Here is a 20,030-nt window from a genome sequence, read left to right as displayed (position 1 = left end):
TTTCGTCGATGAAGATCAGTTTCTCCGGATCGAGGTCCAATTGACCATCGAACCAGGCGCGCCGGCGCTTCAGGACGTCCGGTCGGTCCTGCTCCAGTGCGTGTGCGGTCTTTTTTAAGGTCCACCCACGGCCTCGAAGCCAGGCGCCAAGTGCGCTGCGGCTGATCTTCACCTGCCGCTCGACGGACAAGCGCTCAACCATCTCATCGAGCGTCACATCCCTACGCTCGTTGATCAACGCGACAACGAATTCCTCGTGTGCATCCACTGCCGAAGGTCGTCTCCAGCCCTGTGGCCGAGCAGTCAGCTCACCCTCTTTCGCTCTTGCAATCCAGCGGATCGCCGTCGAAATCCCAACTCCGAAACGAGCCGCAGCCTGTCGAGCCGACATGCCCGCCGCAGACGCTTTCAAAACCCGTATTCGAAGATCATCGCTCAGGGCTTGTCCCATCATCCACCTCTTCTCTGTGGAGTTGAATCAGCTTCGATGGACGCCGTCACATCACAATCGATTCATCGATCGCAGGACTTGCTCTAGGTCGCTCGTGGCGGGGCGAAACTCGGTTGCTGAAAACGATGATGCTCTTCGAACGGCGCCAAATGAAATTTTGCCGGCTGCATCCTCCTTGCAAGCGCGGACGATCCATTGGACGCCTGACTATCCTTAAAACGTCGTCTTTTTGCATTCGAGACGGGCAGGAAAGGCTTCATTAACCAACGCAACCAATAGGTATTCTCAGCTATGTCACAGACCCACAAGATTGATCTGCCGTTCGAATGAATGAAACGGCAATTGGAAGATTTGAGTAGACAAGTCGATCGTCCACCTCACCTAAAAGGTTTGCCTTTATGCCCAAGTCCATTAGACTCGCTTTATCTTTGATATTTGTTCTGCTCTCTCTTCTCGCGGCGGGCCAGGGCATCGTGAGTATCGTCAAGCTGCTGTCCATTAGGAGCAATATATCCGAAGTTGCCAGCAACTGGCTGCCATCGATCGATGTGATAAATCGGATCAATACGATCACCGGGGACTACCGCATCCTGCAGTTCAGGCTGGTGACAAACTCATCAGATTCGACGAGCCTTGCGCATAATATCACCACCTTCCGCCAGAAGATGGAGGATCTCGCGAATGCCCGTGGTGAATATGAGCCGATGGTGACATCCGGCGAGGAGCGTCAGGCCTATGACGCGTTCTCCGCTTTGTGGACGCAATATCAGGAGGATGGCGAGCGGATTGTTAAACTAATGCAGGCAGGCAAGAAGGATGAAGCATTCGCTCTTCTAACGAGTGACGCCACGACGAAACTGTATAATGATAGCGGAGCGCTCCTTGACCAGGATGTCGCAGTTAACAAGCGTGGTGGAGTCGCGGCCGTCGGAAACACGATGGGCGCCGTTTCATCGACGGTTTTGGTCACCATTCTTGCCATGGCGCTGGCAACTACGACGGGCATTATAGCCCTGCTTTACTGCATCCGGAAGATTACCGATCCGATCTCGCGGTTGACTACCACGATGGGCGTACTGGCAGATGGTAATCTCGACACTGAGGTTCCTTTCGCAATGCGCGCCGACGAAATCGGCAAGATGTCGAGAGCCGTTGAGGTATTCAAGCAAAACAGCATCAAGGCCCGCGATCTGAACGCGCAGGAGGCCGCGTTGCAGGCCAAGAGCGCCGACTTGCAGTCGAGCATTGCCGAGGTGGTGTCAGCCGCCGTAGCCGGTGACTTCACCCATCGCATCACCAAGAAATACGGCGATGCGGCTCTCGACCGTTTTGCAGGAAGCGTCAACGAACTGGTCACCTCTGTTGACCGGGGCATCGCCGAAACTCGCCGAGTTATCTCAGCGCTTGCCGATGGGGATCTGACGGAAAACATGTGCGGCGAGTTTCAGGGAGCCTTTGGTGAACTGAAGAGTAATGTCAACGCCACCATGGCAGCCCTTCGATCCGTATTAGGCGAGGTTCGCTCCGCCGTCGACACGATCAACGGCGGAGCCGGCGAGATGCGCATCGCCTCAGGCGACCTTTCAAAGCGCACGGAACAGCAAGCCGCGGCCCTGGAGGAGACCTCTTCGGCGCTTGAGGAAATCACGGTGGCGGTAAAAAGCTCGACAGAAAGAGCCACGGAAGCCAGCCATATGGTCGATGAGGCACGCAGAAGCACCGAGCAGTCGAGCGCGGTTGTCAAAGACGCGGTCGCCGCCATGGGCCGCATCGAGCAGGCCTCGGATGAAATCGGCCAGATCATTAACGTCATTGACGAGATCGCCTTCCAGACCAATCTTTTGGCCCTCAACGCCGGCGTCGAGGCGGCGCGTGCGGGTGACGCTGGAAAGGGTTTCGCCGTTGTGGCTCAGGAGGTGCGTGAACTGGCACAGCGCTCCGCCACTGCCGCCAAGGATATCAAGGCGCTGATCAACCGGTCCGGCGACGAGGTCAAAACTGGGGTCAGGCTGGTAACGGCCACAGGCGATGCCCTTGGTCTAATCCGAGGCCACGTGATCAAGGTGAACGAGCACGTTCATACGATCTCGACGGCGGCACGAGAGCAATCGACCGGGCTGGCGGAAGTCAGCACTGCGGTCAACCAGATGGATCAGACAACCCAGCAGAATGCGGCGATGGTGGAAGAATCGACGGCGGCCACCAACCGGTTGGCGGATGAGGCTTCCAATCTGGCGCGGCTTATTGCGCGCTTCAGGCTCGACGGTTCGACTTTTGTACGGCGTGTTGCCCACCAGAACGGTAAGCCGGCCGCCTCGCCAGCGCGTGCCCTCTCCCAGAAGCTTGCCGGCGCCTTCGGCGGACGTACTACAGCCGCTGTCGCGACTAAGGAATGGGAAGAGTTTTAATGAATCATGTCATAATTCATCGCAGGATATTATCGGTTTCCATCTGGCAGCCAGCAGTTCTGCATGAAGACGACGTTGATCCCGGAAATCCGGGGGTTAGCAGAGGCGACGCCGCTGCCCCTAACGCATGTTCTCGGTTCAGGGATCTGCCGGTTCTGTCATTCCGGTGATAGAGCTTGCTGCCGAGATAACCAATCCCATCGGTCTAGCCACAGCGCCATTGTCGTCGTTGAGGTAGCAGATGGTATCATCGGCCCGGTCGTCGATCAGGTCTCTGGCATTCTATCGATCAACGGCGATCGGATCCAACCGGTTCGGACTTAGGCGCGACTTCGACCCAACCTTCAGCTACGGAATCACTCCGCTTGAACAAGGGATGGAATGCTTCCTTAGTTTTGAGCAAAGGTTTGGCACCAATCAGGACGCATCGCAGCTGCCTAGCAGACTTTTGCTTTTTCACCTTCCGCGACTGTCTTCCTTCAAGACGCGGAGTATTAACGAAATTCAACGAGAGTTCGAAGATGTCCAAAGTTATCGCAATCAATTTCGGGCAACAGGCTAAGACAGATACCCACTTAGAAAGCCACGAAGATGCACAGTCGCAGCGCCTGGAGCAAGAGCGGCTGCAAATGATCCAAATCACCAATCACCTTGAAGCACTGTACGCTCGGCTGCTGACCGTCTGTGGCGACAGACCGAAAAATTAAGGGCGCAGCGATGGTATAGCCCGGTGGAGCGCTGCGAACCACAGCGCCATCGCGAAGGGCTATTTCCGGGTCAGCTTTCGGGCGGAGAGGCCTGCGAAGCACACATAGATCGCCTATGCGGCAGAACATCGCTCATATGCACTGTTTTAGATGGCAGTTCGCCGTAACGTCTCTTGTACTCTGCAGCAAAACGGCCGAGGTGTGTGAAGCCCCACTTAAGCGCTATTTCCGAAACGCTGATTTTAGCGCCGTTTTGCAGCAGTTCCTGTCGAGCTGCGCACATACGCAAGTCTCGGAGGTGCATTGTGGGGCTGGTATTACGAAATTGTCGGAAGCCGTGCTGCAAAGTCCGCACGCTGACCTTGGCCGCAGCGGCGATATCGTTAAGGGAAATGGGTTGAGCCATATGCTCTTCCATAAACTCCATTGCCCGTTTCACGTGGCGAGGCGTGGGAGACGGAGCCGGACGACGAAGTTCATCGGTATAGCGATGCATACAGCTTTCGATCAAAAGGTACTCTATCGCGTCGAGGAGCGAGCTATAGGCCGACGGGCATTGTCGCAGAGCCCCCCCGGCACTGAGGCCGCGATGGGCAGACAGGGCTAGTTCTCGCATGAGCGTTCCCGCGCTCGATGCAAGATCAAGGGTCGGCTGAATTTGCAGATTTCCGCTGATCGTCCGATCGAGCATGCGAGAAAGCTTGTCACGCAAGGATTGCGTATCGATCGTCAATGACAGTTGAGATCTTATGCCATCTTGTCGGGCATTTAGCGGAGCATTTGCAACATGCGGCGACTCTACCTGTTGCCCAGACCAATGAAAGACTGCATTCCCGGACGCCGGCAGGAAGACCGTTACGACGTCAACTGGGGAATCTATCATGACCGAGAACGCCTCTTCATGATGGGCATCCGCAACGCCAAAACCATCAAGGGAAATTCGACTGCAGCGAGAGTTAAGCGATCTACTGTCGTGTTGAGCAAGGTCAGATGACGCCAGGGGCGATGATATCAAAGGCAAAAGACGTTCGGGATCGGAGCCCTCGATAAAGTTGTCTTTCACTAAGGTCCCTTCATCGGGCTTGCTGAACAAACTTTCGGTCATCCAATATAACCTATCTATGAACACCAACTCGCACATGCCGGGACTAGTTTTCCAAACCTTCAAAGCTCGAGACCGGATGGCGTGCGAGCGATTTTGATCGCGTACATGACCGATTCGGACCTTTGTGGAGGCCGGTTGAATCTCTCATTCCCTAGGCTTTCGTCATGGCGGATCATCACCAGCACCGACATCCACGTTCTCCCGCTCGAGATGGCCTCCTAGTTTTTCAGCGCTGCAGTTGGGAAGCCTCTAATGATGCGATGACTGGCTTCCACAAGCCTCGAACAGATTGACAGATTGTCTGATATACGTTAATGCTATTCCTGATCAAAGGCAAGGCAGCATCAGGGAAATCTGCCACGGTTCTAGTGGAGTTCCCGCACGGCAAATCAATCTAAAGATGCCTCCCAAGGCGAGGGGTGACGGGCTGCTTTCGATCGCAGCCCGTCACGGGAAGGGTGGGAGTGCTATGAGTGGGAGAGAACCTACGCCAACCGACCTTGGAGGCCGTTGAGTCGACACGGAGAAAAATGATTGTGCTGTAGGATGGCCCCACGATTTCGCCACACGCTGGTCCTCTTAACCTGCGCATCAGCATACTTCGGTTATGACGTATAAGAGAGGCACGCTCCAGGCTCAACACTCGGAGACGCAAAGACGTCGACGAGTTCTTTTGGCCTACTAAGCGAGGCGGTCGCGGCAAATATCAATGCGTAAGCCGCGCCTCGTCGCATTGGGTTGACTTTGCGCTCTTCTTAGCGGGTACGGACTCCGGGCGTCTGATTGGGCAAAAGAAGAGCTTAAGGACGAAACCTGATGATGGTCAAACAGCTTGTGCTGCCATAGGCGTGCTGTTGTCTGTGCCGCGCGAACGCGAAAAGCGCGATCAAATCGGAACGTGGCGGCGAGAGAAGACTAACAGGAAAGACCACATCAAACTCAACCGGGTGTCGGAATACCGATGCTTACGGCATTGCGGGCATGAGGCCTCAAAATGACGCCGGTCTCGACATGTGTCCGCCGAAAATCGCAAAAAGGAATTGACAGATTGTCGGACAAAAATTTTACTATATCGCCCGCGCATTGCTTGTTCGCGGGAGACGCAGCGACGGACCGGGAGTTATAAGTGCTAAACTTGGCCAAAAATGCACAAATTGTCGACCTTCTTAATCTGCCGGAAGCGGCGACCGGCGCGTGATACAAGCGTCTCTGACTCACAAGGCGTGTCATACTCCATCGACCGAGGTACTGGTTGAACGTGACAGTGACGCCAACATTTCTCCTGGGGAAAAAGTCTGTGTCTTGATAGGCGCGTCAAATCCTGTTGGTCTTTGTTTGGCGCGCTCATTTATAGAAAAAGGCTATCGGGTCGCCGTAGGCGACGCCAATCCCGCCGACTTCGCCTCCCTGGCTGAAGGCCAAGGAAACAATTTTTTACCGGTCAAAGTCAACCCGAACAGAGACGTTTACGTCAACTCAATGGCTGACCAGGTGTATTTGCGCTGGAGACGGGTCGACGTTCTGGTGAACATAGTTTTCCGCAGAAATGAAACAACCCAAACTGTAACGGGATCGCTATCCAGCGCGAATCTGGGGCTTGATGCCGTATCCAATCTAATCAGAGTTACAGGTGCCTTTAGCTCTCGACTTCAGGGCGCGGAGCTTGCCGTAGTGGACGTCGCATGGTTCGAAGAGACGACCTCGCTGGAAGCAGAAGCCGTCCTTCAAGCGGCGTTGCGCACTACTACCTCCGCAATTGCTAGGCAATATTTCGGTTCCGGGCTGAGGATAAATGCTGTACACGCCAGCGATGTGAACTCTACGTCTTCAAGCGAAAATGACGTGCTTCGAACAGTGATCCACGCCGTGCAATTCCTGGCGAATTCGGAACTGTCCGGAAAGCTGACAGGGAACGTGCTGGAGATCGATCCTCGGTGCAGATAGATCCACTCCCACGTTCTGATCCGGCAAATCTGCAGGTATTAACCTTCCGTTAAGTTTCTCGAAAGACGCAATGGGTAAGAGGTCAAATCCTAACAACACGTAAAAAAGTTTCGATTGTTTTAGTGAAACTCTTATCCATGTTCGTTCAGGCTCAAACATTACTATTCCAAAAGCGAGGCCCCAGCACCGTTTGAGCCCTTTGGAGGTAAGTATGTTCGTCGATCGCCTGTTGTCCACCTTTACCATAAGAGCAAAGGTGTTGTTGGTACTTGTACCCTTGATCCTGATATTGGCGGCAGTTGGTGGGGTCGGCTTAAAAGCAACTGGCTTGCTTCAGTCTCGTCTTCGGCTTTCAAATGAGGTTCTTCAGACCTTGAGCGGGTTTCGAAGTGTCGCGGAAAGCATGAACCGCTTTTTGGCGCAAAGCTCAACGGAGTACCGAGATGAGGCGCTGACAAGTTTAAACGGGCAGAGCGCAACCATGCAGTCGCTCCAGGAAGCGGCGGCAGGTAGCGGGAGCGAAACTGGTGCGCTCGAAAACAGTGTATCGGCAATGTCCGTTATCTCGGGCAGCATCGGCCGCATGTGGTCTTTGCATAATGACGAGGAATCCGTTCGCAGCGACATTGTTTCCAACTTGTCGAAGATCAAGGAGGTCGGAGGCGCCCTTAAATTGGCTGCGGTTGATGTGCGCTCACAAGTACGCAATCAGGAGAACTCCGGGAAAACCATGCTCCGGGAGGCTACCCGCTCACTCGATACGGCATCAGTTATGCAACACATGGCGGAAGACTTGGTGAGCTTGCCGGACGGAGCGAAGCAGCCTCCGACTGTCGCCCAGCAAGGGCTTGTGATCAAAAAGTCGCTAAAAACAGTTAAGCGGGTAGTCTCGACTGCTGACGAGCAGGCCGTTACTAAAATTGAGAGGACTATCGCCAAGCTAATCGCCAACCCCGAATTTGTCGACCCTTCCACACGGCTTGCCGGCTCTGACCTACAGAGCTTTGCGACGAACCTGCGAGTGGATGCGATCCAGCACATGATTGAAGGAACAAATGCGATCCGGGCGTTGGATAAAGCGTTGACGGATTCCGAAATGCTTGTTGCGACGGCGACAACGATCGGCCAGGACGCCGATTCGATCGAAATCGAAATCAATAACCTGTTCCGTACAGCCAACGCAGAGAATCAGCAGCGCCTCGTTGAGCAACTTACAAAATTGGCGCGTGACACCGTGGCAGTTGGAGGCGTTGCCAGCTCGATATCTGGCTTCGATAAAATGCAGGAAGATCTATTCGCCCAGGTGGATTCTATCCAAGAGAACACAGAGAAGCTGGTCAAGATAGCGGAAGCCCGCCAAGCGCAATATTCTGAGGCGGACAAAACCGGCCAGGAGATCTGGAAAAACCTCGTAACCTTTGCAGCAACTCAGGAAAACGATGCTCGCAATGAAAGCAATCTTGCCCGCTTGCTGTCAACTATCGCCACAGTGTCCGGCGTCTTGGTAGCCTTGGCGGCTGGCGCCGGCCTGATGGCGACACTTCGCGCCCCGATCGAACGGATCGCGAAGCGCATGCAAGAGCTGGCAAAGGGCGATCTTCGATCGCAGATTGTCGGACGTGACCGGAGAGACGAAATAGGTGAAATGGCTCGCGCACTCGAGGTTTTCCGTGAAAATGCTGTCTCGAAGATGGACATCGAGACACGAACGGAAGCCGATAGGAAAACCGTTGAACAGGAGCGGATGGATCGTGAACGCGAACGCGCTCAGATGGAGGAGGAGGTCGCAACTGCCGTCACCATTCTAGGAGAGGCGTTATCTCGATTGGCGCGTGGCGACATCTCTCAAGAAATTGACCGCCAATTCCATCCCAATCTTGAGCCGCTGAGGCGCGATTTCAATCACTCGCTTTCGATCCTGAGAGAGACAGTGTCTCATATCGACGAGAATACCAATCAAATTCAATGGGGAACCAGCGAGCTTTTCAAAGCCTCAGATGATCTGTCGCGGCGAACTGAATTGCAAGCCGCCTCACTGGAGGAGGCTGCGGCCGCCGTCGAACAGGTGACGGTCACGGTCAGAAAATCATCCGAGAATGCCTATGAAACCCAGGCTTTCGTGTCCGTTGTTAAAGAACACGCCGAGGGTGCGGCAACCATTGTGACCGATGCGATCAACGCAATGGGCAGAATAGAAGACGCGTCCCACAAGATCGGCCAAATCATTGGTTTGATCGATACGATTGCGTTCCAGACAAATCTTTTGGCACTAAATGCTGGTGTCGAGGCGGCTCGTGCTGGAGATGCCGGAAAGGGTTTTGCAGTCGTAGCCCAGGAAGTGCGCGAACTTGCCCAGAAATCATCAGCTGCAGCCCGCGAGATTCGCCACCTGATTTCGGAATCCTCTTCGGAGGTGGCGATCGGCTCAGATTACGTGGGGAAAGCAGGTGAGGCGTTACACAACATAACGGCGTCGATCTTGAAGATTTCCGATCGGATTGATCAAATCGTCAATTCGAGCCGCGAGCAAGCGGCGTCCCTCGCCGAGATCAACAATAACGTCAATGTACTTGACCAGGGAACACAACAAAACGCTGCCATGGCCGAGCAGACAAATGCCGCGGCAAAGACTCTCTCGGATCAGACTAACGAACTCAGCGAGCGGCTCGCTTCATTCAAATTGACCGAAGATAAGTCGACGCGTCGGGTTAGGTTAGTGGCGTAAGCTGCGCATCGAACGAGACTGCCACGCGTCGGATGGCCACTGTGATAGCGGCGTTCTACTGAAGGGAAATCCGCTTACGGAAGCGAAATCCGGCCTTAGGCTCTTGGTCTCCCTTTCGCCGCCCGTCTGACTGTAAAAAACCCACCTAGAGCCGATCAACCTTCAAGAGATCAACTGCTTTGCAATGCTCAGAGACACGAGAGGTATCAAATCCGTGCGCATACGTGAAATTACAAGAGCCATTATTCTAATCACCGGCTTGGTGATCCCTTCTGTAGCGGCCGCCGGTGGCCTTACGGAATTGCCGCGGGAGGAACGAAAAACCTACGAGTTGCTCGATCCAAAGTTGCCTACAGGTGAATCTGTCTTCCGCACGTTTAAGGCACAGCGAGCACCGCCGTGGAAAATTGGGTACGCATCGACATATGCTGACAATTCTTGGCGTGCGAGTATTCTTGATGAGTTCACAAACAAGATTGTTCCAGCTTTCAAGAAAGCGGGGCTGGTCTCCGAGTTCATCGTCACCCAGTCAAATCTTGAAGACGCTGTCCAGATCAGGCAGATGCGGCAGATGGTAGACGACGGCGTTGATGCAATTATTATCTGCTGTTCGAACCTCACGGCGCTTAATCCTACGATAGAGTATGCGTATTCAAAAGGAGTGCCTGTGTTCTCGTACTCTGGTTACGTAACATCGCCGTTCGCCGTCAACGCAACTGAGAACAACATGCAAGGCGGGTTTGAGGCGGCGAAGTGGCTCGCTGAAGAAATCGAAGGAAGTGGCAATGTGCTTCTCGTTTCGGGGATCTCCGGCTTTGCCTCCTCGGACAGCTTTGACGTCGGCGCAAAGAAGGCTCTGGAGTATTATCCCGAGATAAAGATCGTAGGTCATGTCGACGGGAAGTGGACAGACAAGGTCGCGCAGGCCGAGGTGCAAAAATTCCTTGCAGCGAATCCCGGTCGAATTGATGGTATTATCGTTCAGTCGGGAGCTGAGAATGGTGTTATCAACGCGGTGCGCCAGTCCGGGCGCGACATGATCCCAATCGTTCTAGGGGGCGAAGCTTCGGCAGCCTGTTACTGGCGACGGAACCCCGACTTCGTAAGCAAGAGTTTTCATTTCTGGCCGCCGCGCTCTGAGGCGGGTTTCGTATGGGACGTAATGATGCGAACTCTTGAGGGACAGGGCCCCAAAATTCAGACAATCCTGCGGCCAGCAATTCCCAGTACCATAGAGGATGTAATGGCGGATTTGCCAGCTGATTGCGATCCTAACTCTGAGGATTGGATCGAGCCGAAGAATACAGCTTGGTGGTCTGCCAGCGCTGCTGCTAAATATTTCGATAACCCAGCGGATCCGCTCTCCTGGAAGCCGGCCGATTGAAGATCGCATGCGGGGTCTGTGTGGAATGCGGTGCCTTCATGATCGGCTCTCGTGCAAGGTAGGCTGCGCTAAGGAATGACAGTTCAAATTGGGAAATGCCCGGGTCGCCTCAGGAGACATGAGCCAAGCGATCCGGTTCCAACGAACATATTTGCTCCGCGGTAGCATTCTTCCTCCGGCCCTCCTCTCGCCAAACGGGACAACATACTCATTGCGCCAATCAATCTACGTGCTGCCGCGAAGGTTGTTGCTTCGAATGTGAAAGCAAAGTTCATTTCCGACCGCACTATCCGGCTCAGGCCGACGCGCGGTTCGAGGCCTTACTGACATATCTGCATCAATTTGTTGCTCGAATGATTTGGGTGGCGTTCCCGGAATTCCTGATCGGATGGATGATGCATCCTGTCTTGGCCCTCGGTAAGGAGCTTCACGATGAATTCGACTTTACAACCGCTTTGGCAACGCTCCTTTTTTCAGAAAAGGCGCAATCGCCGGAGAGACGAAGCGCTGCATCATGATACCTCAGCCGACCGAGGAGCGCTGCTTGAAGCATTGATCGGCGTGTTGCCCCTCCCAATTTTCTTCAAAGATCTGCACGGTCGCTATGTCGGTTGCAACAAGGTTTTCGAAGATCTCCTCGGTCGCTCGCGCGACGAGATCATCGGGAATACAGATTTTGATCTCAGTTCAACGCAACTGGCGGAAATTTATTCTATTGAAGAGAAAGGCCTTCTTGAAAGGGGTGGAGCCCAAGTCTCCGAGCGTAAGATCGCTCTCGCAAACGGCGCCATCCTGGATGTTGTCTGCAACAAGGCAGTTTTCAGAGGTCACGACGACGAGCCCGCGGGTCTGATTGGCGTTATCATCGACATAACCGAACACAAGTTGGCGGAGCAGGAACTCAAAAACGCTCTCGAACTAGCCCAAGGGATCGTCACCGCTATTCCAGACGTTCTGTTTGAGGTCGACGAGGATGGGCGATATCTTCAGGTCTGGACCAGAAATCCCGAACTACTAGCCCAGCAGCGGGAAATGCTACTGGGTAGGACGGTCGACCAAGTTCTTGCGCCTGATCAAGCGGCTATTGCAATGGAGGCGCTTCGAACTGCAAGCAGTGAAGGAGTTGCCTACGGTCGATGCATTAGCGTATCCTTGCCAAACGGCGAGACCCGATGGTTCGAGTTGTCGGTGGCTAGACGACCAAGCGCCGATCCTGACGCCGCCACCACGCTCCTGGCATTTTCGCGTGATGTCACGGAACGAAGGCAGGCGGAAGACGCCATCAACTCCGTGCGGACGCAATTGCTAAGTGTGCTGCAAACCATTCCTGACATGGTTTGGGTAAAGAATGTCGATGGCGTACACCTTTTGTGCAATCATGCATTTGAGCGGCTGACCGGGAAATCAGAGGCGGAGGTCGTTGGAAAAACGGACCTTGAATTGTTCGGGGCTGAGAGAGCTCACATTTCCGGAAAATCTGATGAGGCCACGATCGAAGCCGGTGGCATACTTATCGACGAGAATTGGGTGGTTTCCCCGGAGAACGGTCAGTCCATTCTTCTCGAAACACGTAAACTTGCGGTCCTCGGCGCCGGGGGAGAGGTTACAGGAGTCCTCGGGGTCTCTCGCGATGTCACGGAACTGAACGCCTCGCGGGAAAAAATCAGGCAAATGGCCTTTTACGATCCGGTGACTTCTTTGCCGAACCGCTTGCTGTTTAACGAGCGATTGCAAAAGGTCGTCAGTGACGCGTCGTCTCAACGTCGGCGGACAGGGGTAATGCTGATTGACATCGACCATTTCAAAGTCGTGAACGATACGATGGGTCACCCTGTGGGTGATCAACTACTCTGCCAGGTCGCTACCCGGCTTAAGAAATCTGTCCGCGATCTCGACACGGTTGCGCGTCTCGGCGGCGACGAGTTCGCGATTCTGTTGCCGGAAATCCAGACAACCGACGATCTCGATTGGGTTGCGTGCTCGATCCTCGAGAGATTCAAGGAATCTTTCCTATTGGATGGCAAGGAAGTCTACGTGTCATGCAGTGTAGGCATCGCGATCTCGCCCGACGACAGCACAGATGTCAACGATCTGGTGAAATACGCCGACTCTGCGATGTATCTTGCCAAACGCTCGGGGAGAAACAGTTTTCGCTTTTATTCGAAGGATTTGACTGTGGGCGTGGAGGAGCGCATGCAGTTGGAATCTGAATTGCGCCGCGCTATCGAGCGCGAAGAATTGGAGCTGCACTACCAGCCCAAGGTGCTTCTGGACAGCGGCGTTATGATAGGATCGGAAGCGTTGTTGAGATGGCCTCATCCCGAGATGGGCATGATTCCGCCGGTTCGATTCATTCCGGTCGCTGAGGATACCGGGCTGATCGTTGAACTCGGGCGATGGGTGCTGCGTGAAGCGTGCAAGACGGCGAAGGAGCTGAACGCCGATTGCCACCACCTGCACAAGATTGCAGTCAACCTTTCGGGTAAGCAATTCCAATGCTCACGGTTGGTAAACGAGATCGCTGCAATCCTCGGTGAAACCGGTTGCCGCGCGGAATGGATCGAAATCGAAATCACGGAGAGTCTGCTTCTCGATCGGAAGGGCGAGACCCTGCAGACGCTTCTTAAGCTGCGTCAAATGGGATTTTCGATTGCTATCGATGATTTTGGCACCGGTTACTCGGCGCTCAACTATCTAGCCCGCTTCCCGATCGACACGCTGAAGATCGATCGGTCATTCATAAATAGCTCGGACAAAAGGAACGAAGAATTGGTCAAAGCGATTCTGTCCATTGCACAATGTCTTGGACAGGACGTGGTAGCGGAAGGTGTTGAGACCGCCGAGCAGGCAGCATTTCTCGCAGCGAACGGATGCGGTTCGGCGCAAGGCTTCTTTTACAGCAAGGCCCTGCCGAAGATGGAATTGATCGCTCTTTGGGTGCGCGCGTCCGCCACCGGCTTCGTTTCAGATCGTTACGCCGCTTCGCGATGATGAGCGCGAATATGGGAAAAAGTCACCTGTCTGATGGACGGTGATGCGGTGCGCGCTGTGAGACAACTCAACTTGAGCCTCGTCAATCTCTGAATGTCTGCGGTTTTTCGCGGAACAGGGGGCAACGCTGGGTCAACGACCATGCGTTGTGCGGCCCCGCGAGCCGCATTCTCGAATGCTCTGCTCCTACTGCGCGGCATTCGGTAGGCCGGGGAAAACGCGGTACACCGGCTCCTAAAGCAAGGCAGTCGCTCTCGAATGGCTTTCTTCAAAAATATTTGACAGATTATCATACAATCTGCCAAAAATGTAGCCAAGCACCTGATGGGAGGAAAATCAGTGTCTCTTAGTATGCATCACCTGGCCAAGCTTCCGTATTTTTATCCGTTCGAATTTGGCGATGGAAAAATCACGGTACTGTCCGACGGGCCGTTAGAGCTAGGAGATCCTCGCCTGAACTTCTTGGGGGTAGAGCCACGCACGGTCAGCCTGATGCTAGAGGACAATTTCCTGCCAACGAACAAAGTTGTACTCGAGCAAAATGTGCCGCTTGTTGAGATAAATGGAAGAACAATTCTATTTGATACCGGGATGGGGTCTTCCAAAGCTTTCGGGCCCACCACAGGTCGGCTCCTAGCCAGCCTGAGAGAGGCAGGTCGAGATCCGACGGAGATCGATGCGGTGGTTCTGTCGCACGCCCATATCGATCATATCGGCGGTCTGTGCGATGCCAATGGAAGGTTAAATTTCCCGAACGCCGACATCTTCATCAGTGAGCGAGACTTCACGGACTGGACGGACGGGTCGTCGATCGATTCTTCATTTCAATTTCAAATCGATAACGCTCGGCGAAACCTGCTTCCCCACAAGGATCGGACCTTCTTTTTCAAAGACGGCGAGGAGTTCTTGCCGGGCGTTCACGCGATTTCGGCCCCCGGCCACACGCTCGGTCATCATTGTTTTATGCTGCAGTCGGGAAACGATCGCCTCTGTGTTCTCGGCGACCTTACGCACCATCATATCCTGTTGATGGAGAGGCCGATGATGGAATTCCGATACGACACGGACCCGAAGCTGTCAGCTAGATCCCGCACGCGCGTGCTTGATATGCTGGCGACAGATCGCATTGCGGTAATGTCCTATCACTTCGCATGGCCAGGTGCCGGGCATGTGGTGCGAAACGGAGACGGATTCCGCTATATCCCCTCTCCAATGCAGTTGCTTGCACATCGATAAGGAATTTCAAAGATGCAGATGCGTTCGGTAATCCTCAGGGAGTCGGGTCTGCCGAAGCCCTATTCAAATTCGAAACCTCTTAAGATTGAGCTTGTGGAACTGACGCCGCCTGGCCCCATGGAGGTGTTGGTCAAGATCAAGGCTGCCGGTGTCTGCCACTCTGACCTGTCCGCAATCAATGGGGACAGACCGCGTCCGCTTCCAGTCGCTCTAGGCCATGAGGCATCTGGCGTCGTCGCAGCAATCGGACCGAGTGTCGAGAAGGTTGAGGTTGGTGACCATGTAGTCATGTCATTTCTGCCGGTTTGTGGCCATTGCTCATATTGCGCTGAAGGCCGCGCCAGCCTCTGCGAACCGGGCTACCAGGCCAATGCTGCAGGAACGCTTCTATCCGGCGGCAAGCACATCCGTTTGAGAGGATACGAAATTAACCACCATAGCGGCGTTTCTGCGTTTTCCGAATATGCTGTCGTGTCGGCGAGCTCGGTAGTCAAAGTGACCAAAGATATCGATTTGGCGACAGCTGCTCTCTTCGGATGTGCCGTTATGACCGGCGTTGGAGCTGTGATGAACACGTGTGGGGTCCGCCCAGGCCGTAGTGTGGCGGTAATCGGGCTCGGCGGCGTAGGCCTTTCGGCGATACTTGGCGCTGTTGCGAGCGGTGCAAGCGATATCGTGGCGATCGACCTAATCCAAGCGAAGCTGGATCTTGCCAAGGAGCTGGGAGCGACGAAGACTTTTTTGGCCACCTCGCCGAATATTGTTGCCCAAGTAAAAGGCGCGACAAGCGGCGGGGTAGACTACGCGATAGAGATGGCTGGATCCAAAAAGGCATTCGAGCTTGCATATGAGATTACCCGGCGCGGAGGGATGACCGCTACGGCCGGACTGGCCAGCGCAAATTCCCGTTTCGAGGTTTCGCCCTTGCCGTTGGTCGGAGAGGAGAGAACGATCAAGGGCAGCTATATGGGTTCCTGCGTGCCATCGCGCGACATACCCCGCTATATCGACCTTTACCTCAAAGGTAAGCTGCCAGTGGACAAATTGCTGTCGAGCACTGGCCCCCTTGATGAGATCAATGAGGTTTTCGACCGTCTTGACAGGGCCGAGATCAATCGACACCTAGTCTTGATGGACTGATGGCGGGGAGAATTCTCTTGAACGAGTGGACAGTGCTCGCCATCCATTACGGCACCGCGCAAAGACCAGTAAGTGACCTGATACTAGAGACGGATGACATTCATGATCGTCCATCACAAATCGACTACTTCGTGTGGCTGATCCGTCTCGAGGGCCGATTAATTCTTGTCGACACTGGTTTCGAAGCCGGAGAGGGCGCGGCCAGAGGGCGGACCCTCTTGATCCATCCGGTGGCAGCACTGAGCAGCCTTGGCATCAAATCCAGCGAAATTACTGATGTCGTTGTGACACACCTGCACTACGATCACGCCGGAAACCTCCCGGCCTTTCCTAACGCCACTTTTCACATTCAGGATCGGGAGATGGCGTATGGAACGGGGCGGTGTATGTGCCATGAGCGAATGCGTCGGCCTTTTGCTACAGAAGGTGTCGTCGACGCGGTCCGGCTCGTTTTTCAGTCACGGGTACGGTTCCATGATGGGGATGGGGAAATTGTTCCTGGATGCAGGGTGCATCTGGTTGGCGGTCACTCGAAAGGTTTGCAAGTTGTTACGGTGGCAACAGGCGGCGCTTTGCTGGTTATCGCTTCCGACGCGCTTCATTTCCAGCACTATCTTGAAAATGACGGCGCGTTTCCCCTGTTTGCAGATTACCTAGAGGTAATCGAGGGTTACAACAAGCTCCGCGTCCTTGCCGGAGCAAACGGACTCATCATTCCGGGTCATGACCCTGAGGTGCTACGGAAATTTTCTCCCCTTGCGCCAGACCTCCAGTTCGCTAGAGTTCTCCTGTGACCCACAATAAACCGATTGAAATTTTTTGCTGTTTGCAGACAATCGGGTTGTCCTACGAAACGCTCCGGCAGTATATTGATTCTGTGCGTCACTAGAAATTTCATCGAAGGTTTGTTGTGAATGGGAACGATCGACCTCCAGATTACACGTCAAAACGCCTCTCTTCGAATCCTTGTTGAGGATAAGCTCCGGCAGGCTATTTCAAGTGGCCGTTTCAAGCCCGGGCAGCGGCTGGTGGAGCGCGAGTTGTGCGAACTCATCGGGGTTGGCCGAACTTCAGTTCGCGAGGCGCTACGCCAGTTAGAAGCTGAAGGGCTTATTACTAGCTATCCGCATCGGGGGCCGGTTGTCAGCACTATCAGCTACGAGGAGGCTAGGCAGCTTTATAGTGTACGCGCGCTGCTTGAAAGCTTTGCCGGCCAGGAGTTCGCCGAGAACGGTTCGAATGAAGAGATCGTTGCTCTCCTCGAGACCGTGGAAGCGTTCGAAGCCGCAGCCAAGAGCGGTTCCGGAACGCGGATCATCGAAGCCAAGACCGCTTTTTACGATTGTTTGATGACCGGCAGCAAGAACGTGTTTGTGAAGCAAATGCTGACGTCGTTGCACAACCGGGTCACATTGTTGCGGATGACATCGATGACCCAGCCAGGGCGGCTGCAGAACAGCGTTTTCGAGATAAGAGAGATTGCGGCCGCTATTGCGTTGCGTGATGGCGACAGGGCAGCCGCGCTTTGCAAGCGCCATATCGAAATCGCGGCTAAGGTGGCGTTGGACTACTTGAGCAAGAACCCCGTCGAAACCTCCGAGTAGTTCCACAAAACGAAGTTCAGGCGACGGCTAAGGTTGACAGATTGTCTGAAAATCTGCTTACCTCTCTTATGGGAGGTGAGGCACAGGAAGTGCGGCTTCCCAACAACATCATTTTGTTAGGGAGGACGTATGGGCGCCCATGCCGAGCTGATTAAACGCGTAACCCTGGCGATCGAAGATCCGGAGCTACCGCGACTGACCCCAGGTCTTACAACACGGATCTCGTTGCAAGTTGGACCAGAAAAGTCATCACTTGCTGTGGGAGGCGGGATAGTCGCACTGGACGGCGCGGACGAAAATGCTGACGTCATACTGAGTGCCCCAGACGGAGCTTGGGAAAAGGTTATGCAGGTGCCGCCGCCGGCAACCTACCATTCGTTCACCGCCTTTCAACTCGCTAACCCTGAGTTCACGTTATCTGGTTCGCCCGTAGCAATCGCTCAAGCGCGTCCCGCTCTGGAGCGACTGTTCGAGATCGTCGTAGCGTCTCCGCCCCTAGTTGCGCCGAAGGTCGATCGAAATATTGAACAGGTCACCGGACGCTATAAGCGGGTAGAGGTCGGCGGCGTAGAACACGATATCTTTTACGAGGAAGCCGGTGCAGGAACTCCTATCCTTTTCCTCCATACGGCTGGCGCAGACGGCCGTCAGTTTCTACCGCAACTCTCCGACACTGGGTTTGCGCGTACGAACCGATTGATCTCAGTTGATCTGCCCTTTCACGGACGTTCGATGCCTCCTTTAACTTGGGACGGCTCGCCCTATCAACTCACAACGGATCTCTACCTGACCTGGTGCACGGCGATACTCGACCAGCTCGTCGGAGACAGAGCTATCGTCGTTGGAGGATCTATGGGCGCGGCGATGTGCATGGTGCTGGCGGCGGAGCGACCGGAACGTCTAATGGGTGTAATTGCGGTCGAGCCGCCGTTGAAGTCAAAGGGCCGTCGCAACCCCTTTCAACACAACGTCAACGTTCATGGGTCGCTTCATAACTCAGCCTATGTCCGCGGAATCATGAGCCCGCTCAGCCCGCAAGAAGAGCGACGCCGCGCCAGTTGGATCTACTCGCAGGGTGCTCCTGGAGTTTATCCCGGCGATCTTTCGTTCTACAGCGACGAGTTCGACGGTGCCGTCGTCGGTCCGAAGATTGATGCCAAGCGAACACCGACCGTTCTTCTCTCCGGGACCTATGACTACTCTGCGACGCCTGCAGACGGAGCAGCGCTAGCGGCCCTCATTCCTGGCAGCCGTCATGTCGTTATGGAGGGGCTTGGGCACTTTCCGATGTGCGAAAATCCTGACTATTTCCGGAGCTTCTTGCAAGACGCTATTCGGTTCGTCGAAGATAACGGCTGATCACAAAGCAAACGCGTTGGCCATTTACCGATCGTGTCCCAGCACCTGGTGTAGCTGACGGGAGGTAGCAAAGCCGAGCGCCCGCGCGCTTCTCGTTGCGCTGTAGCGGGTGATCGGCTTTGCGGGCGGCCATCAGTGTTTTCCGCTAGGGTCGGGTTGTTCAAGACCAACCTGACGGAAAGATCACCGATGACCAATGACATGATGAACGTGCGCTCCCTTGTTGAGAAGAGTGCCGATGCAGATTTGTTGCGTGAGATGATCGGTCTTGCTGCCGAGCGGCTGATGGAGCTGGAAGTAGGCTCGGCTACGGGTGCAGACTTCGGTGTGAAGAACTCGATGCGGCTCACTCAACGCAATGGCTACCGTGACCGCGATTGGGAGACGCGGGCTGGCACCGTCGAGCTTCGCATTCCGAAGCTGCGCAAAGGCAGCTACTTTCCGAGCTTCCTTGAACCGCGTCGGATGGCAGAGAAAGCTCTGACGGCCGTTATCCAGGAAGCGTATATCCAGGGAATCTCGACTCGTTCTGTCGACGACCTGGTCAAGGCCATGGGTATGAGCGGCATCTCCAAAAGCTAGGTGAGCCGTCTATGTGAAGAGATCGACGTCAAAGTGAAGGCGTTCCTCGACAGGCCGATTGAAGGTGAGTGGCCGTACGTCTGGGTGGACGCGACCTATCTCAAGGTCCGGCGTGGCGGCCGCATGTCTCAGTCGCCGTCATTATCGCGGTCGGCGTCAATAACGACGGTCGGCGCGAGGTCCTGGGTATGGAAGTTGGCACCTCGGAGGCCGAACCGATCTGGACGGAATTCTTGCGCAGGCTGACACGTCGAGGATTACGTGGTGTGAACCTTGTTGTCTCCGATGCGCACGAAGGTCGTAAGCGGCAAGCTGAGACCGTTCAGCGCGCGTAATTCCACGGCATGAGTGCATCGAGATCGCTGCTCGGCCAGCCGTTGGCGATCCGCTCAAG

13 protein-coding genes and 1 pseudogene are annotated in these 20,030 nt (G+C 54.7%); 12 read left to right on the top strand and 2 right to left on the bottom strand.

Translation table 11 applies throughout. The features are described from left to right. Positions 1 to 451, bottom strand: a 451-nt coding sequence (locus tag GA0061105_RS29650) for a helix-turn-helix domain-containing protein (RefSeq protein ID WP_141130249.1), incomplete at its 3' end; no start/stop codon positions are given. Between the two features lie 398 nt (positions 452 to 849). On the opposite strand from GA0061105_RS29650, the gene GA0061105_RS29645 reads away from it, so the two are divergent. Both GA0061105_RS29645 and GA0061105_RS29635 read left to right on the top strand, forming a co-directional pair. Then, complete coding sequence (locus tag GA0061105_RS29645) at positions 850 to 2,859, top strand: HAMP domain-containing methyl-accepting chemotaxis protein (RefSeq protein WP_004673275.1); 2,010 nt, start codon at positions 850 to 852, stop codon at positions 2,857 to 2,859. Positions 2,860 to 3,380: 521 nt separating this feature from the next. After that, positions 3,381 to 3,566, top strand: coding sequence for a hypothetical protein (locus GA0061105_RS29635; RefSeq protein ID WP_004673279.1), 186 nt, complete (start codon positions 3,381 to 3,383; stop codon positions 3,564 to 3,566). 70 nt (positions 3,567 to 3,636) lie between these two features. Here the strand turns inward: GA0061105_RS29635 and GA0061105_RS29630 are convergent, their stop codons facing one another. After that, the gene (locus GA0061105_RS29630; protein WP_016737424.1) at positions 3,637 to 4,671 is read right to left on the bottom strand and encodes an AraC family transcriptional regulator; all 1,035 of its coding nucleotides are present in this window, start codon (positions 4,669 to 4,671) and stop codon (positions 3,637 to 3,639) included. A gap of 1,194 nt (positions 4,672 to 5,865) precedes the next feature. Here GA0061105_RS29630 and GA0061105_RS29625 point away from each other — a divergent pair. The 10 genes and pseudogenes from GA0061105_RS29625 to GA0061105_RS29580 form a co-directional block, all read left to right on the top strand. Next, positions 5,866 to 6,615 carry an SDR family oxidoreductase gene (locus GA0061105_RS29625; RefSeq protein WP_011053351.1) on the top strand — a complete coding sequence of 250 codons (750 nt, stop codon included), beginning with the start codon at positions 5,866 to 5,868 and terminating at the stop codon, positions 6,613 to 6,615. A gap of 211 nt (positions 6,616 to 6,826) precedes the next feature. Beyond that, on the top strand, positions 6,827 to 9,340 hold the full coding sequence (locus tag GA0061105_RS29620; RefSeq protein ID WP_008534365.1) for a methyl-accepting chemotaxis protein: 2,514 nt from the start codon (positions 6,827 to 6,829) through the stop codon (positions 9,338 to 9,340). A gap of 184 nt (positions 9,341 to 9,524) precedes the next feature. Continuing rightward, positions 9,525 to 10,724 carry an ABC transporter substrate-binding protein gene (locus GA0061105_RS29615; RefSeq protein WP_008534366.1) on the top strand — a complete coding sequence of 400 codons (1,200 nt, stop codon included), beginning with the start codon at positions 9,525 to 9,527 and terminating at the stop codon, positions 10,722 to 10,724. A gap of 432 nt (positions 10,725 to 11,156) precedes the next feature. Next, a complete protein-coding gene (locus tag GA0061105_RS29610) occupies positions 11,157 to 13,715 on the top strand; it encodes a sensor domain-containing protein (protein WP_004673285.1) in 2,559 nt (852 codons plus the stop codon). Positions 13,716 to 14,066: 351 nt separating this feature from the next. After that, entirely contained in the window at positions 14,067 to 14,951 is an 885-nt protein-coding gene (locus GA0061105_RS29605; protein ID WP_077995108.1) for an MBL fold metallo-hydrolase, read from the top strand. 12 nt (positions 14,952 to 14,963) lie between these two features. Further along, positions 14,964 to 16,091, top strand: a complete 1,128-nt coding sequence (locus GA0061105_RS29600; RefSeq protein WP_004673287.1) for a zinc-dependent alcohol dehydrogenase family protein — start codon at positions 14,964 to 14,966, stop codon at positions 16,089 to 16,091. After that, positions 16,091 to 16,885 (top strand): N-acyl homoserine lactonase family protein, encoded by a 795-nt coding sequence (locus GA0061105_RS29595; RefSeq protein WP_077995107.1) that lies wholly within the window; start codon positions 16,091 to 16,093, stop codon positions 16,883 to 16,885. Before GA0061105_RS29600 ends, GA0061105_RS29595 begins: the two co-directional genes overlap by 1 nt. Before the next feature lie 120 nt (positions 16,886 to 17,005). Further along, complete coding sequence (locus GA0061105_RS29590) at positions 17,006 to 17,695, top strand: GntR family transcriptional regulator (RefSeq protein ID WP_016737430.1); 690 nt, start codon at positions 17,006 to 17,008, stop codon at positions 17,693 to 17,695. A 129-nt stretch (positions 17,696 to 17,824) separates the two neighbouring features. Continuing rightward, positions 17,825 to 19,054: an alpha/beta fold hydrolase gene (locus tag GA0061105_RS29585; protein ID WP_077995106.1), complete on the top strand. Its 1,230-nt coding sequence runs from the start codon at positions 17,825 to 17,827 to the stop codon at positions 19,052 to 19,054. 189 nt (positions 19,055 to 19,243) lie between these two features. Continuing rightward, positions 19,244 to 19,968: pseudogene (locus GA0061105_RS29580) on the top strand (IS256 family transposase); the annotation flags it as partial. Positions 19,969 to 20,030: the final 62 nt, after the last annotated feature.

The organism is Rhizobium aethiopicum, assembly GCF_900094625.1.
Taxonomy (GTDB): Bacteria; Pseudomonadota; Alphaproteobacteria; order Rhizobiales; family Rhizobiaceae; genus Rhizobium; species Rhizobium aethiopicum.
This window is presented reverse-complemented; position numbering and strand designations above follow the sequence as displayed.